Here is a 14,023-nt window from a genome sequence, read left to right on the forward strand (position 1 = left end):
GCGGTGGTGGTTGCGTCATTGGTCGAGGTTCCCCCATTATCGCTTCTACCCGAATCAGCACAAGAGCATAGGCGGACTCCGCTATTGTCCGCGGCCGTGTTGAAAAACTGGGGAATGGCGATCATCGGCGCGGTCGCGCTGTGCGGTTTCGCGGGACCGGCTTTCGCCCAGCCCAGCCAGCAGCCGCTGCCCGGTGCCGTGGGCACCGACGTGCGGCTCAAGCTGGAACGCGACGGCAAGGTGACCGTCACCGAGGTGGTGACCGTGCCCGAGGGCAAGGCGGTCCACCGTTCCGTGCCTCTGCGGATCGCCGTCGGCGACAACCGCGACCGGGTGTTCGAGATCAATGACGCCTCCGTCGAGGGCTCTGGCTCGGCGTCCGCGAACGCCGAGGAGTTCACCGTCTCGTTGAACTCCGGCACCTCCACTGTGCACTACGTGCTGACGGGCGCGGTCGCTCAAATCGGCGACGCTTTGGAGCTGAGGTGGCAGCCCGCGAGCGGGTGGGACACCACCCTGGACTCGGTCTCCATCTCGGTGATCGCCCCCGACGCGCCGCGTTCGGTGACCTGCCTGGCCGGTCCTCCTGGCACTTCTTCGCCATGCACGACGGCCGAGCTCGGCGACGGCCGGGGCGTGCGCGCGAAGGAGATCTCGCTGGCCGCGGGCGACCGGGTCGACATCGCGATCGGCCTGCAGGACGGCGCCGCGCCGGCGAACGCCGTGGTCGTGGAGAGCGGGGGTCTGGCGGCCGCGTTCGCGCTCACCCCGGCCAGCGCGCTCGGCCTCGCGGTGCTGGTGGTCGCGCTGGTCGGCGGGTTCGTCCTGCTCTGGTTCCTGCGCGGCCGCGACGCCCGCGCGCTGGCCGCCGACGTCGGCCCGGTCGACGTCCTGGTCACCAGCCCCGGCGGCGGGGTCGCGTTCGCCTCGCCGGACGGCGTGCTGCCCGGCCAGGTCGGCACGGTGGTCGACGAGCACGTCGACGTGGTGGACGTGACGGCGACCGTGATCGACCTCGCCGTGCGCAACTACCTGTGGATCTCCGAGGTCGGCTCCGACGGCGGGGTCATGGACTGGCGGCTGGTCCGGCGCAACCCGGTCGACGACTCGCTGTCGGGCTACGAGCGGGCCGTGTGCGAGGTGCTGCTGCCCGAGGGCACCGACGCGGTGCTGCTGTCGGAGCTGCGCTCCCGCCGGATCGACCTGGCCGAGGTGCGCGACCGCCTCTACACCGACGTGGTCGACAAGAACTGGTTCACCCGCCGCCCCGACTCCGTCCGCGGCCGCTGGTCCCTCTACGGCGTCGTCCTGGCGGTCCTCGGCGCCGCGCTCACCGTCGGGCTCGCGCTCAGCGGCGGGGCGGCGCTGCTCGGCCTGGTCGTCGTGGTCGCGGGCCTCGCCCTCACCTTCGGCGCCCGGTCGATGCCCGCCCGCACCAAGCGGGGTAGCGCGCTGCTGGAGCACGTCCGCGGCCTGCGCGGCTACCTGCACTCGGTCGCGCCCGGCGACATCCCCGAGGCCGACCGCGAGATGGTCTTCTCCCGGTCCCTGCCCTACGCGGTGGTCCTCGGCGCCACCGAACGCTGGCTCGGCACGTTCGCGCCCCTGAAGTCGGGGGCGGGCGGCACGCCGGGGCTGTACTGGTTCGGCGAGTCCGAGGGCAGCGCGGACCTCGGCCGGTTCGCCCGGCACTTCCCGGCGTTTCTGGGCGCGCTCGACGGCGTGCTCGCCCAGGCGGGGCACCTCCGATCGCTCCGGGGGCAGAAGCCGTAGGCTGCTTTCATGGCGCTACCCGAACTGCACAGGTTCACGCTTCCCAACGGACTGCGGGTGGTGCTCGCCCCCGATACGAGTGCCCCGGTGGTCGGCGTGAGCGTGCACTACGACGTCGGCTTCCGGTCCGAGCCCGAAGGGCGCACCGGTTTCGCGCACCTGTTCGAACACCTGATGTTCCAGGGCAGCGAGAGCCTCGAGAAGCTCGCCCACTTCCGGCACGTGCAGTCCTCGGGCGGCACGTTCAACGGGTCGACCCACCCCGACTACACCGACTACTACGAGGTGCTGCCGTCGGCGGCCCTGGAGCGCGCCCTGTTCCTCGAGGCGGACCGGATGCGCGCCCCGAAGATCACCCAGGAGAACCTCAACAACCAGATCGACGTGGTCAAGGAGGAGATCCGCCTCAACGTGCTGAACCGGCCGTACGGCGGGTTCCCCTGGATCCTGCTGCCGCCGGTGCTGTTCAAGACGTTCCCGAACGCCCACAACGGCTACGGCGACTTCACCGACCTGGAGAACGCGACCGTCGAGGACTGCGCCGCCTTCTTCGACACCTACTACGCGCCGGGCAACGCCGTGCTGACCGTGGCGGGCGACTTCACCGTCGAGGGCGCGACCGCGCTGGTCGAGAAGCACTTCGGCGACGTGCCCGCCCGCACCGTGCCGCCGCGGCCGTCGTTCGCCGAGGAGCCCCCCAAGGGCGAGGTCCGCTCGGAGCACACCGACCCGCACGCGCCGTTCCCCGCGGTCGCCATCGGCTACCGCGTCCCGGACCCGGTGGCCGAGCTGGACGCCTACCTCGCCTACCTGGTGCTCGCGGGCGTGCTGACCGACGGCGACGGCTCGCGCCTTCAGCAGCGGCTGGTGCACCGCGACGCGATCGTCACCGACATCAACGCGGGCTGCGGCCTCTTCGGACCGCTCGAGGCGCGCGACCCCGACAGCTTCACGATCACCGCGATCCACGCGCCCGACGTGCCGGTCGAGCGGGTCGTCGCGGCGCTGGACGAGGAGCTCCAGCTGCTGGCCGAGCAGCCGCCGACGGCCGAGGAGCTGGCCAAGGTCACCGCGCGCTGGGCGTCCACCATGCACCGCGAGCACGACCGGCTGACCAACCGGACGCTGGGCCTCGGCTCCGCCGAGCTGCTGTTCGGTCGCGCCGAGCTCATCCACGAGCTGCCCGAGCGGATCGCCGCGGTGACCGTCGACGAGGTCGCCGCCGCCGCGAAGGCGCTGCGCCCCGACTCGCGCGCCATCCTCATCGTCAACCCCGCGAACGCCGGAGGTACCGAGTGACCACGCAGTCTCCGACGCTCGACTCTGCAGGCAGGTCCGCGCACCGCAGCGCCGAGGACATCGGTCGCACCGAGCAGGGGCCCCGTCCGCTGCCCGAGCTGAGCGAGCAGCGCGCGCCCGCCGACCTGTCCACTGTCGACACCACGATCGCCAACGGCCTGCGGGTGGTCGCGGTCCGCCGCGCGTCCGTGCCGATGGTCGAGGTCCGGCTGCGCGTCCCGTTCGCCGACCCGGCCCCCTCCAGCGTCGGCTCGCAGCACTCGGCGTGGGGGGAGGTGCTGGCGAACACCATCCTCACCGGCACCGCGACCCGCGACCGCGTCGCGATCGACACCGAGCTGGCGCTGGTCGGCTCCGAGCTGGACGCGGTCGTGGACCCGGAGCGCCTGAGCATCTCCGGCAGCGTCCTGGCCGCGGGCCTGGGCACCGTGCTCGACGTCGTCCGCGACGTGCTGACCGGCGCCACCTACCCGGCCGACGAGGTGGACCGCGAACGCGACCGCCTGGTCGAGCGGATCGCGCTGGCCAGGTCGCAGCCGAACGTGATCGCGCGCGAGGCGCTGCAGAAGCACCTCTACGGCGACCACCCGTTCGCCAAGGAGATGCCGGAGGCCGACGAGGTCGCGCGGGTGACCCGCGACGAGGTCGCCGCGCTGCACGCCAGGGCCGTGCTGCCCAAGGGCTCGGTGCTCGTGCTGGTCGGCGACATCGACCCGGACACCATCGTCGGCACGGTCGAGTCCGTTCTCGGCTCGTGGACCGGCGAGGGCACCGCGGTCACGATCAGCCCGTTGCCGCAGGTCACGCCCGGTGACGTCCTGCTGGTGCACCGCCCCGGCGCCGTGCAGTCGCAGATCAGGCTGGCGGCCCGCGCGCTGGAGCGCACCGACCCGAAGTACCCGGCGCTCCAGCTGGCGAACCTGGTCTACGGCGGCTTCTTCTCCTCCCGCCTGGTGGAGAACATCCGCGAGGACAAGGGCTACACCTACAGCGCCCGCTCGCACCCGGAGTTCACCCCGCACGGCGCCACCCTGATGGTCGACGCGGACACCGCGAGCGACGTCACGGCCGCCGCGCTGCTGGAGACCCGCTACGAGCTGGCCCGCCTCGGCCTGGTCCCGCCGAGCGAGGAGGAGGTGGAGGTCGCCCGCCGGTACGCCATCGGCTCGCTGCTGACCGCCACCTCGTCGCAGGGCGGTCTGGCCTCGTTCCTGGTGAGCCTGGCCGGTCTGGGGCTCGACCTCGACTGGTTCGTCGCCCACCCCGAGCGGTTGGAGAAGGTCACCGTCGAGGAGGTCGCCGCCGCCGCGCTGGAGTTCTTCGCCCCCACCGCGTTCACCGGCGTGCTCGTCGGCGACGCGGACAAGCTGGCCCCGCAGCTGAAGGCGCTGGGCGGTGTGAAGCTGCCGTGACCCACCCGTTCGAACTGCTCGACCTGCCCGCGCTCTCCCGGTTCACCGTGGACCGGCGGGAGCCGCTGCGAACGGATGTCGAGCGACTGGCCGCGCTGTGGCCGAAGTCCCGCGTGCTGGTCGTCGACAAGCGCGGCCGCACCCTGGTGGCGGACAAGGGGACCCGGCTGGTCGACCAGCCCGCCCTCGAGTTCGGCGACAACCCGCCGTCCGACGCCGTCCTGCTCGGCGAGCAGGACGGCGTGGCGTACTGGGGCGTGCCGTCGGTCGACGACGGGACCGAGGCCCAGGTCAGCCCGGCGCGGGCCTGGCAGTTCCCGGAGCTGACCGACGAACCGCAGCTGCTGGACCTGCGGGCTGTCGGCGCACTGCTGGACGACACCGGCGCGGGCCTGCTCACCTCGGCGGTGGCGGCCTTCGCCTGGCACCGCAACGCGCGCTTCTGCGCCCGCTGCGGCTCGCCGACCGAGTCGGTCAAGTCCGGCTGGGCCCGCGTCTGCGCGAAGTGCTCCCACGAGGAGTACCCGCGCACCGACGCCGCCGTCATCTGCCTGGTCCACGACGGTGTCGGCACCAACGGCGAGAACGTGCTGCTGGCCAGGGGAGCGGGCTGGCCGGAAGGCCGCTACTCGGTCCTCGCCGGTTTCGTCGAGGCGGGGGAGTCGCTGGAGTCCTGCGTCGCGCGCGAGATCGCGGAGGAGGTCGGCGTCACCGCCACCGCCATCCGCTACCTCGGCAGCCAGCCCTGGCCGTTCCCGCGCTCGCTGATGGTCGGCTTCACCGCCGTCGCCGACCCCACCGAGCCGCTGGTGCCCGCCGACGGCGAGGTCGCCCAGGCCAAGTGGGTCAGCCGCGCCCTGGTCCGCCAGGCCCTGGCCGAGCCGGGCAGCGTGGACGACCTGCTGCTCGCTCCCGGCGCATCCATCGCGTACCGGATGATCTCCTCCTGGGCCGAGGCTTCCTGAGCACGGGTGCGGTGACCACGCCCGTGGTCACCGCACCGCCGCTCGCAGCATCGCGTCCCAGGGCAGCCCGCGCACGAACTCGGCGTAGGTGTGCCAGCTGATCTCCGGCAGAGCGGCCCGCAGCGCGGGCACGTCGACGTCCATGCCGGGGTCGGTGAAGTAGCGGAACATCGCCGCCAGATCGGGCGAGTACCGCTCCACCACGTCCACCGGCGGCCTGCGGTGCCTGATCGGCTTCCCGATCGCCGCGCTCAGCGCCTCCGCCATCCCCACCGGCGTCAACGCCTCACCCGCCAGGTCGAGCCGCACTCCCGCGAACCGCTCCGGCTGCTCCAGCACGAGCACCGCGACCGCCGCGATGTCGGCCACCGCGACCAGGTGCAGCGCCCGTTCCGACGGCAACGGCAACCCCAGCACCCCGTCGCGCAGCCCGCTCAACGACCACTCCCCGAACTTGTCGTCCACGAACGCGGCCGGACCCAGCACCGTCCACCGCACCCCGCTGCCCCGCAGGTGCTCCTCGATCCGCTGCTTGCTGTCGAAGTGCGGGACCCCCGTACCCCGGTCGGCGTTCGCCGCCGACGTGAACACCACGTGCTCCACCCCGCGCACCGCGTCGACGAGCGCGATCCCTTGGCGCACCTCGGTGTCCACGTCCGTCCCGAACGGCGTCGACACCGCGAACACGGCCGTCGCACCGTCCACAGCGGCCTTCAGCGACACCGGATCGTCGAAGTCACCCCCGACCACCTCCGCCCCCGCCACCCGCAGCCGCTCGGCAGCAGGACTATCGGGACGTCGAGTAAGCGCACGGACCTTCTCGCCGTGCGCGAGAAGCAACCGGGCAACCGCCCCACCCTGAGCACCCGTGGCGCCGGTGACCAACGTTGTCATGCGCAAAGATTGACCGTAAAAACATCCCGACGTCAAACGAATTGCTACGATCGCGCCGTGACCGAACCGAGCGACGCCCTGCTGGCCTGGTTGTACGCGCACCAGGGTGTGGAAGCCGCGCAGGCGGCGATGAGCGAGCGCATGGAGTCCGTCGCGGGCTGCTCGCTGCTGGAGCACTCGGCGCTGTACCGGCTGAAGATGAACGGCGGCAGGCTCCGCATGCTCGACCTGTCCGACTACCTGTCGGTAAGCCCCAGCGGGGGGACCAGGCTGGTCGAGCGCCTCGTAAAACGCGGCTGGGTCGCCCGCGAGCAGCCGGAGGACAACCGCAGGCTGGTGCACGCCGTGCTGACCGCCGAGGGGAGGCGCGTTCTGGAGAGAACCACCGCCCCCGCCTACCGCGACACCGTCGCCGTGTCGTTCTCCGACCACCTGAGCGACCGCGACGTGGCCGACCTGAAGCGGATCGGCCGCAAGCTCCTCGAAGCCCACGGCCGGTGGGACGCCCAGCGCTTCGCCACCGACTAGCGCGGCGACCGCCGACCCCCGTCGGGGAGGTGTGGCCGGGCCCGGAGATGCCCGGTGAGGATCGTGGTCGCCGACTAGCGCGGGGGCGCGAACGACCCGATGTGGTCGATCATCGAGTCCAGTGCCGCTTCCAGTGCGACCGTGTCGCGGCGGACCTGGGTCAGCAGCAGTCCGCCCTGCAACGCGGTCAGCGTGGCGAGTGCCAGTCGGTCCGGGTCGGCGTCGGGACGCAGGTCGCCCCGGTCGCGCATGGCGTGCAGCCCGGCGCGGATGCTCGTCTCCCACCGGGTGTACCCGGTCGCGACGGCCTGCCTCGCCTCGTCGTCCACGTCGGCCAGTTCGCTGCCGAGCGATCCGATGGGACATCCGCCGCGGCAGCCGTAGCCCTGCTGGAGCGCGACCAGGAAGTCCCGCCACGCCCGCAGCGCCTCCAGGCTGTCCAGGGTGGACAGCAGGGGTTCCTGGGTGGTCAGCACGGCCTCGGTCTGGTGCGCGATGACCGCCAGCACGAGCGTCCGCTTGTCGCTGAAGTAGTGGTAGATCTGCGAGGTGCTGACGCCCGCCGCGGCGCGCACGTCGTCGGTGCTGGTCCCCGCGACCCCGCGTTCGAACATCAGCTCCGACGCCGCGGCGACGATCCGGTCGCGGGTCGCCTGCCCCTTCCGCGTCAGCCGCACCTCGGTCATGCCGAAGACCCTACGCCCATTTCTGGAGTTGACACTCCAAAAGTCCGCCGGCAGAGTGGAGTAATCACTCCAAAACGATGAGGGGTCAGCCCGTGACGAGCACCAAACCCACGATCGCCGATCAGGTCGGCGCCTTCCAGGCGACCCTGTCCACCCGGCTCCCGGCCGGGGTCGCGACCGCCTTCGCCGCCGAACGGGCGGCTTTCGCCACGTTGGGGACGCCCGCCGAAGCCGTCGGACCGGGTGTCGCGATGCCGGACGGAGCCCTGCTCGACGTCCACGGTGAACCGACCACGCTCGCCCGCGCCAGGGGAGGCAGGCCCGCGGTCGTGGTCTTCTACCGCGGCGCGTGGTGCCCGTACTGCAACCTGGCCCTGCGCGCCTACCAGGACCAGCTCGTGCCCGAACTGGCGGAACGCGGGGTGGGGCTGATCGCAGTCTCCCCGCAGAAGCCCGACGGATCGCTGTCGATGGCCGAGGCCAACGACCTCACCTTCACGGTGCTGACCGACCCCGGCAACGGGATCGCGGCCGCGCTCGGCGTCCTCAGCCCGGACCGCGACCCCGCCGTCCGGGACGCGGCGCTCTCGCTCGGCGTGGACGTGGCCGCGGGCAACGCCGACGGCACCGACGCGCTGCCGATGCCGACGGTGGTCGTCGTGGACGCGGACGGTGTGATCCGCTGGGTCGACGTCCACCCCGACTACACCACGCGCAGCGAACCGCGGGCGATCCTCGACGCCGTGGCGGATCTCCGGGGCGAAGAGGGGTGAAGCGGGTGGGAGGCCCGCCGGCCTCCCACCCCCTTCGGTCCGCCGGGCCCTACCCCCGGTAGGCCGCCAACGTCCGCGTGAACTCCCACGCCTGCTGCGACACCCCGGAACAGGTGTCGTCGTTCGGGTAGGCCCCTGGACACGGCCGGTCCCGGTTGCTCGACCAGAACGTCAGCCGCGCGATGTGCTTCTCCTGCGCGTACGCCAGGATCGTCCGGAAGTCGGCCACGGTGACCGTCTCGCCGACGTCCGTGATCCCGTTCATCGACGAGATCCCCGTGTTCCGGTAGGCCTGGTCGTCGCTGTACCCGTACGCGCTCTTGACCGCGTTCTTCAGCCCTTCCGCGGCCTGCCGCGTCAGGGTCCCCATGTTCTGCCCGTTGCCGCCGAAGTCGAACGGCATGATCGTCCACGCGGTGATGCCCAACCCGGACGACGCCGCCCGCCGGATGAGACCGCTGTCCGGTCCGCTGATGTTCGTCCCGATCGTCACGTACACCGCGATGCCCGCGTTGTTCGCCTTCACGACCTTCAGCGCGTCCACCGTCCGCTGCTGCACCGCCGGGTTGTCGTAGGCGGCGGCCTCCAGGTCGATGTCGATCGCCTTCAGCCCGTAGGCGTTGATCACCTTCTGGTAGGCCGCCGCCAGTTCGGCGGCCGACCCGCACGACGACTCCAGCTTGTTCCCGTTGGCGCCGCCGAAGGACACGACGACGTCGCCGCCGGCCGCGCGGATCGAGTTGACCATCGTCTGGTCGGGGCCGCCGGTCAGCGGCCTGCTGCTGTCCCACTGGGGGTTGCAGTACCCGTTGGACAGCATGAACGCCATGGTGAACCACTTGACGCCGGTCGCGGACATGACCGCCTGGGCGTTCGGCGGGTTGCCCCACCCGTTGTAGACGTAGGGCGCCACGGCCATCGTCGGGTCCCCTGGCGCCGGCGGGGTCGTGCCTCCGGTCGGCACGGTCCACTTCTGGTTCGCGCCACCGCCGCACGCCCAGATCTGGATCGGGGCGCCGTTGGCGGAGCTGTTGTCGGTGACGTCCAGGCACTTGCCCGTGGCCGGGTTGACGACGTCCTTGGCGCTGTTGGGTTTCCACTGCTTGTTGGCACTGGCCGAGCAGTCCCAGATCTGGAGCTTGGACCCGTCGGCGGTGCCGTTGTCCTTGATGTCCAGGCACTTGCCGAGCGCGCGCAGCGTGCCGTCGCTCTCGACGGTCCACTGCTGCGCCGCGGAACCGTTGCAGTCGTAGAGCTGCACGGCCGTCCCGTTGGCGCTGTTGGCCGCCGCGACGTCCAGGCACTTGCCCGCGAGCCCGGTGATCGGGCCGACCGGCCCGGCGGCGTCGGCCGCCGGGACCGTGATCAGGAACAGCGGCGCGACGACCGCCGCGACGACCGCGAGTGCGCGCTTCACGCGGTGACCGTCCACTTCTGGTTGGCCGCACCGGTGCAGGCCCAGACCTGGACGGGCGTGCCGTTGGCGGAGCTGTTGCCGGTCGCGTCCAGGCACTTGTTCAGCGTCGGGTTGACGATGTCGCGCCCGGCCGTGACCGTCCACCTCTGGTTGTTGCCGCCCGCGCAGTCCCAGATCTGCAGCTTCGTGCCGTCGGCGGTGCCGTTGTCCTTGATGTCCAGGCACTTGCCCAGCGCGCGGATCGTGCCGTCGGAGCCTGCGGTCCACTTCTGCGCGGTGCTGCCGTTGCAGTCGTAGAGCTGGACCGCGGTGCCGTTGGCGCTGTTGGCACCCGCGATGTCGAGGCACTTGCCGCCGAGACCGGTGATGGTGCCGCCCGCGGGCGGCGTCGTGCCGCCCTGCGTGCCGTTCCAGGTGAAGGTGGCCGACGTGCGGGCGGGCAGGCTGTAGGTGAACGACGAGTTGCCCCAGTTCACCTTCACGTTCTGCGTGCTGCCCGTCGTGTTGTACGCGATCAGCGCCTTGGAGCCGTCGGTGTTGCGCCACGCGACGTTCTTCACCGCCCCGTTGTCCGAGGACTCGATGCGCTGCGCGCCCGGCTTCACGAACTTGGTCAGGTGGCCCATCGTGTAGTACTCGACGGTGTAGTCGACCTGGCCGCGGCGGGAGTCGTTGTTGTGCACGGTGATGAAGCCGGTGCACGTGCCGCAGCCACCGTTGTGCGGGTTCATCGTCTCGTCGAGCGCCAGGCTCCACTTGACCACCGAGCTGCCCCAGTTGCGGGTGTAGTCGATGATGTTGGCCATGTCCTCGCCGTGCTGGTCGGAGATCCAGGTGCCGCCGGAGTGCTCGGTGTCGAACGCCTTGACGTTCGGGAACTCGTTGTGCGCCGTGGTCTGCGCGGAGACGTCGCCGACGTAGCCGTGCCACGCGATGCCGCCGAACAGCGGGTCGTTCACGATCGCCGGGTCCTGCAGCTGCGGCTTGACCCAGGTGTTGTAGCCGTCCCAGTTCCAGTCGTAGACCAGCACCTTGGTGTTGATCCCGGCCGCGCGGAACGCGGGGTAGATGCCGTTCTTGGTGAAGTTGATCAGGCCCGCGGTGTTCCACTGCATCGACGGGTAGCCGGGGCAGCAGCCGGGCTCGTTCTGCGGCGTCACGTAGTCGATCGGGATGCCCCGCGACTGGTAGGCCTGCACGTACTTGGCGAAGTACTGGCCGTAGGTGCCGTAGTACTCGGCCTTCAGCCAGCCCTGCCGCATCGAGTTGTTGTCCTTCATCCACGCGGGCGCGCTCCACGGCGACGCCACCACGCGCAGCGCCGGGTTCAGCTCCTTGGCCCGCTTGGTCAGCGGCAGCACGTCGGCGAGGTCGTGGTCGATCTTGAAGTCGTTGACGTCGCAGCAGGTGTCGTCGTAGGAGTAGTCGAACCGCGCGAGGTCCGTGGACGCCATCGGGTTGCGGGTCATCGACAGGCCGATCCCGTTGACCGGGTCGAACAGCTTCTTCATGGTGTCCTCGCGGGTGGCCGCGCTGAGGATGCCGCTGCTGTTCATGAGCCAGGCGGCGGAGTCGGTGAACGACGCGCCACCGCCCTCGAACGTCTGGTACCGGGTGTTCTCGTTGACGTTGATCGTCTGGCCACCGGTCCCGGTGCCCGCCGCGAAGGTCACCGGCGTCTGCTGCTGGAGCCCCCGCGTGACCTCCGTCCCGCGGTTGGCGCCGGTGGTGGTCGTGAGCCAGACGTTCACCTGTTCGCCCGCGGCCTGGGCGGGGGCGTTGGGCGCGGCGACCGCGGCGGTTGCCAGCAGTGCCGCGCCGAGCGCGGAGAGTAGTGACCTTCGAGGCGAGGACTTCGGCATGGCAGGGTTCCTCGTTCCGTGCGAGCAGACAGCTGGTCAGGGTCAGCTGGGCGTGGCGTCGACCTCGCGTTACCGGGTTCTCGTGCCGGCTGGCATAGTCGGGGTGTCCGGCATCACGCCTTATTTCAAGATGTGATTTAACCCATGCGACCTCGGGGCGTCAAGGCTTGGCAAAGGGGAGTGACAGTGCAGCGGAGCAAGCGGACGATGCGCGATCTGAGGACGAGCAACCGCGCCCGCGTGTTGCGACGGCTGTACTTCGACGGCCAGTTCAGCCGCCACGAGCTCGCGGGCGCGACCGGTCTGAGCCAGGCGTCGGTCAGCAACGTCGTCGGTGAGCTGGTCGACGACCAGGTCGTCGTCGAGGCGGGCCTGGTCGGCTCGGACGGCGGCAGGCCCCGCGTCCTGCTCCGCGTCAACCCCGACCACGCGTGCGTCGTGGGTGTCGACGTCGGCGAGACCCACGTGCTCGTCGAGGTCTTCGACCTCACCCTCCGCAGGCTCGCGATGAGCACCTTCCAGATGGAATCCATCGCCAACCGCGGCGAGGCCGTCGTCGAACGCGTCCTCGCCGGTCTCAGCCAGTGCATCGAGGACAGCGGCGTCGACCCCAGCCGACTCCTCGGTGTCGGTGTCGGCGTCCCCGGCCTGGTCGAACGCGGCTCCGAGCTCCTCGTCCACGCCCAGACCGTCGGCTGGAACGGCGTCCCCCTGGAACGCATGCTCCGCGCGGGCACCGACCTGCCCCTCTTCATCGACAACGGCGCCAACACCCTCGGCCAGGCCGAGATGTGGTTCGGCGCCGGCCGCGGCGCCCGCAACGCCGTCATCGCCCTCGTCGGCTCCGGCGTGGGCGCCAGCGTCATCGCCGACGGCGTCCCCTACCGCGGCGCTTCCGGCGGCGCGGGCGAATGGGGCCACACCACCCTCGCTCTTGATGGCAGGCCATGCAGATGCGGCGCCAACGGCTGTCTGGAGGCCTACATCGGCGCCAAGGGCGTCCTCGCCCGCCACCGCGAACTCGCAGGCCTCCCCGGCGTCGTCACCGACGAGGAAATCGCCCTCCGCGACCTCCTCGCCGAAGACTCACCCGCCGCCCGCGAAGTCCTCAACGAAACCGCCCGCTACGCGGGCGCGGGCATCGGCAACCTCATCAACCTGTTCAACCCCGAACGCGTGATCCTCGGCGGCTGGGCCGGCCTCCTGCTCGGCAGCCAACTCCTCCCCGCCATCCGCGAGGTAGCCGCCAAACACGCCCTCCACCACCCCTACCAACAGGCGAAGATCAAACTCTGCGAACTCGGCACCGAATCCGTAGCCATGGGCGCCGCCACCCTCCCCGTCACCGAATTCCTCAACGCCGGCGGCGTCCGCAACCCCGCCCTCATGCGCCCAACCGCCTAACCGCCTAGCTGCCTAACCAACCCCCCGAAGCGCAGCGAGCACGCCAACACCACGTTGGGCGCAGCCCGCCAGCGCCCATCCGGCGCGGAGCGCCTGGGGCCTTGTCCGCCGCGCAGCAAGGATGCCCTGTCCGACGGCGAAGCCAAGGATGCCCTGTCCGTCGCGGAGCGTCGGATGCCCTCCCCACCCACACTCCCCCCACGCACCCCGACGAGAAAGCCCCTCTATGCCCACCGCCGCTTGTCAAGACAGCTCCACCGTCTTGACAAGCGGCGGTGGGCATAGAACACTAGGCGACCGGGGTGCCCCTCACCCCCCAAACCCAGCCACCCTCCACACCTCCCCCTCCTCCAAAACGCCCCCCGGCACCCCCACCCCGAACGCCAACGCCACCCCCCGAACCACAACCCTCCTCACCACCTCATCCTCCAACTCCCCAGGCCACTCCCACTCCGGCCCCGCCAACACCACCTTCAACACCCGATCCGCCACCCCGATCACCTCGGCGAACCTCTCCTCCGGGATCCCCTCGTACCTCCGCACCTGCGCCAACCACCGCGACCTCCACGCCATCTGCCCCGCGGGCTCCTCGACGGCCCTCCCGTGCACGATCCGCAGCACCTCCACCAGCGACGTCCCCTCCTGCCGCAGGTGCTCGTCCAGCCGCACGAGCGACACCTGCCGCCGCGCCGCCACCTCCACCGGTTTGTGCAGCACCACGCTCAACGCCGACGCGGTCTCCTCGTCGGCCACCCGCATGCTGAACGCCGACTTCCCGGCTTCCATGGTCTCCACCGCGAGCCGCCACAGCTCCGCCAGTCCGGGCCCCCTGTACACCGCCCGCAACTCCTGATCCACGAACGCACCTCCTGTGACCACTCGAATACCCCTGGTCGCGAAATCTTCCGCGATCAAGTCCGAATATGTGGAAGATCCGTTGAACCGAACCTCCACAACTCCCGTACCGCCATCTGGCGGTGTTGTAGAGCGCTAAACGATTACCGCACATC

General features: G+C 70.9%; 12 protein-coding genes. 7 read left to right on the plus strand and 5 right to left on the minus strand.

Translation table 11 applies throughout. The features are described from left to right. Positions 1 to 96 precede the first annotated feature (96 nt). Genes CLV43_RS05785 through nudC form a run of 4 tightly spaced genes read left to right on the plus strand, consistent with a single transcriptional unit; the run spans position 97 to position 5,449 of the window. Positions 97 to 1,773, plus strand: coding sequence for a DUF2207 domain-containing protein (locus CLV43_RS05785; RefSeq protein WP_106186067.1), 1,677 nt, complete (start codon positions 97 to 99; stop codon positions 1,771 to 1,773). Positions 1,774 to 1,782: 9 nt separating this feature from the next. Next, the gene (locus tag CLV43_RS05790) at positions 1,783 to 3,072 is read left to right on the plus strand and encodes a M16 family metallopeptidase (RefSeq protein WP_106185821.1); all 1,290 of its coding nucleotides are present in this window, start codon (positions 1,783 to 1,785) and stop codon (positions 3,070 to 3,072) included. Then, positions 3,069 to 4,484, plus strand: coding sequence for a M16 family metallopeptidase (locus tag CLV43_RS05795; RefSeq protein ID WP_106185822.1), 1,416 nt, complete (start codon positions 3,069 to 3,071; stop codon positions 4,482 to 4,484). The genes CLV43_RS05790 and CLV43_RS05795 overlap by 4 nt, the downstream gene beginning before the upstream one ends. After that, positions 4,481 to 5,449 carry an NAD(+) diphosphatase gene (gene nudC, locus CLV43_RS05800; RefSeq protein ID WP_106185823.1) on the plus strand — a complete coding sequence of 323 codons (969 nt, stop codon included), beginning with the start codon at positions 4,481 to 4,483 and terminating at the stop codon, positions 5,447 to 5,449. Before CLV43_RS05795 ends, nudC begins: the two co-directional genes overlap by 4 nt. Before the next feature lie 27 nt (positions 5,450 to 5,476). Here the strand turns inward: nudC and CLV43_RS05805 are convergent, their stop codons facing one another. Next, on the minus strand, positions 5,477 to 6,343 hold the full coding sequence (locus CLV43_RS05805; RefSeq protein WP_106185824.1) for an NmrA/HSCARG family protein: 867 nt from the start codon (positions 6,341 to 6,343) through the stop codon (positions 5,477 to 5,479). A gap of 57 nt (positions 6,344 to 6,400) precedes the next feature. Between CLV43_RS05805 and CLV43_RS05810 the strand changes: the two genes are divergently transcribed. Next, a complete protein-coding gene (locus tag CLV43_RS05810) occupies positions 6,401 to 6,871 on the plus strand; it encodes a MarR family winged helix-turn-helix transcriptional regulator (protein ID WP_106185825.1) in 471 nt (156 codons plus the stop codon). Positions 6,872 to 6,945: 74 nt separating this feature from the next. Here the strand turns inward: CLV43_RS05810 and CLV43_RS05815 are convergent, their stop codons facing one another. After that, positions 6,946 to 7,557: a TetR/AcrR family transcriptional regulator gene (locus CLV43_RS05815; protein ID WP_106185826.1), complete on the minus strand. Its 612-nt coding sequence runs from the start codon at positions 7,555 to 7,557 to the stop codon at positions 6,946 to 6,948. A 92-nt stretch (positions 7,558 to 7,649) separates the two neighbouring features. On the opposite strand from CLV43_RS05815, the gene CLV43_RS05820 reads away from it, so the two are divergent. After that, positions 7,650 to 8,330, plus strand: a complete 681-nt coding sequence (locus CLV43_RS05820; RefSeq protein WP_245886147.1) for a peroxiredoxin-like family protein — start codon at positions 7,650 to 7,652, stop codon at positions 8,328 to 8,330. Positions 8,331 to 8,379: 49 nt separating this feature from the next. Here CLV43_RS05820 and CLV43_RS05825 read toward each other — a convergent pair whose 3' ends face one another. Beyond that, positions 8,380 to 9,747, minus strand: a complete 1,368-nt coding sequence (locus CLV43_RS05825; RefSeq protein ID WP_106186068.1) for a ricin-type beta-trefoil lectin domain protein — start codon at positions 9,745 to 9,747, stop codon at positions 8,380 to 8,382. Beyond that, positions 9,744 to 11,609, minus strand: coding sequence for a ricin-type beta-trefoil lectin domain protein (locus CLV43_RS05830; RefSeq protein WP_106185828.1), 1,866 nt, complete (start codon positions 11,607 to 11,609; stop codon positions 9,744 to 9,746). Before CLV43_RS05830 ends, CLV43_RS05825 begins: the two co-directional genes overlap by 4 nt. Positions 11,610 to 11,816: 207 nt before the next feature. Between CLV43_RS05830 and CLV43_RS05835 the strand changes: the two genes are divergently transcribed. Further along, positions 11,817 to 13,013 carry an ROK family transcriptional regulator gene (locus CLV43_RS05835; RefSeq protein WP_245886148.1) on the plus strand — a complete coding sequence of 399 codons (1,197 nt, stop codon included), beginning with the start codon at positions 11,817 to 11,819 and terminating at the stop codon, positions 13,011 to 13,013. Between the two features lie 309 nt (positions 13,014 to 13,322). On the opposite strand, the gene CLV43_RS47620 is transcribed toward CLV43_RS05835, so the two are convergent. Continuing rightward, positions 13,323 to 13,928 (minus strand): hypothetical protein, encoded by a 606-nt coding sequence (locus CLV43_RS47620; protein ID WP_170155691.1) that lies wholly within the window; start codon positions 13,926 to 13,928, stop codon positions 13,323 to 13,325. Positions 13,929 to 14,023 lie beyond the last annotated feature (95 nt).

This window comes from Umezawaea tangerina (assembly GCF_003002815.1).
GTDB classification, from domain to species: domain Bacteria; phylum Actinomycetota; class Actinomycetes; order Mycobacteriales; family Pseudonocardiaceae; genus Umezawaea; species Umezawaea tangerina.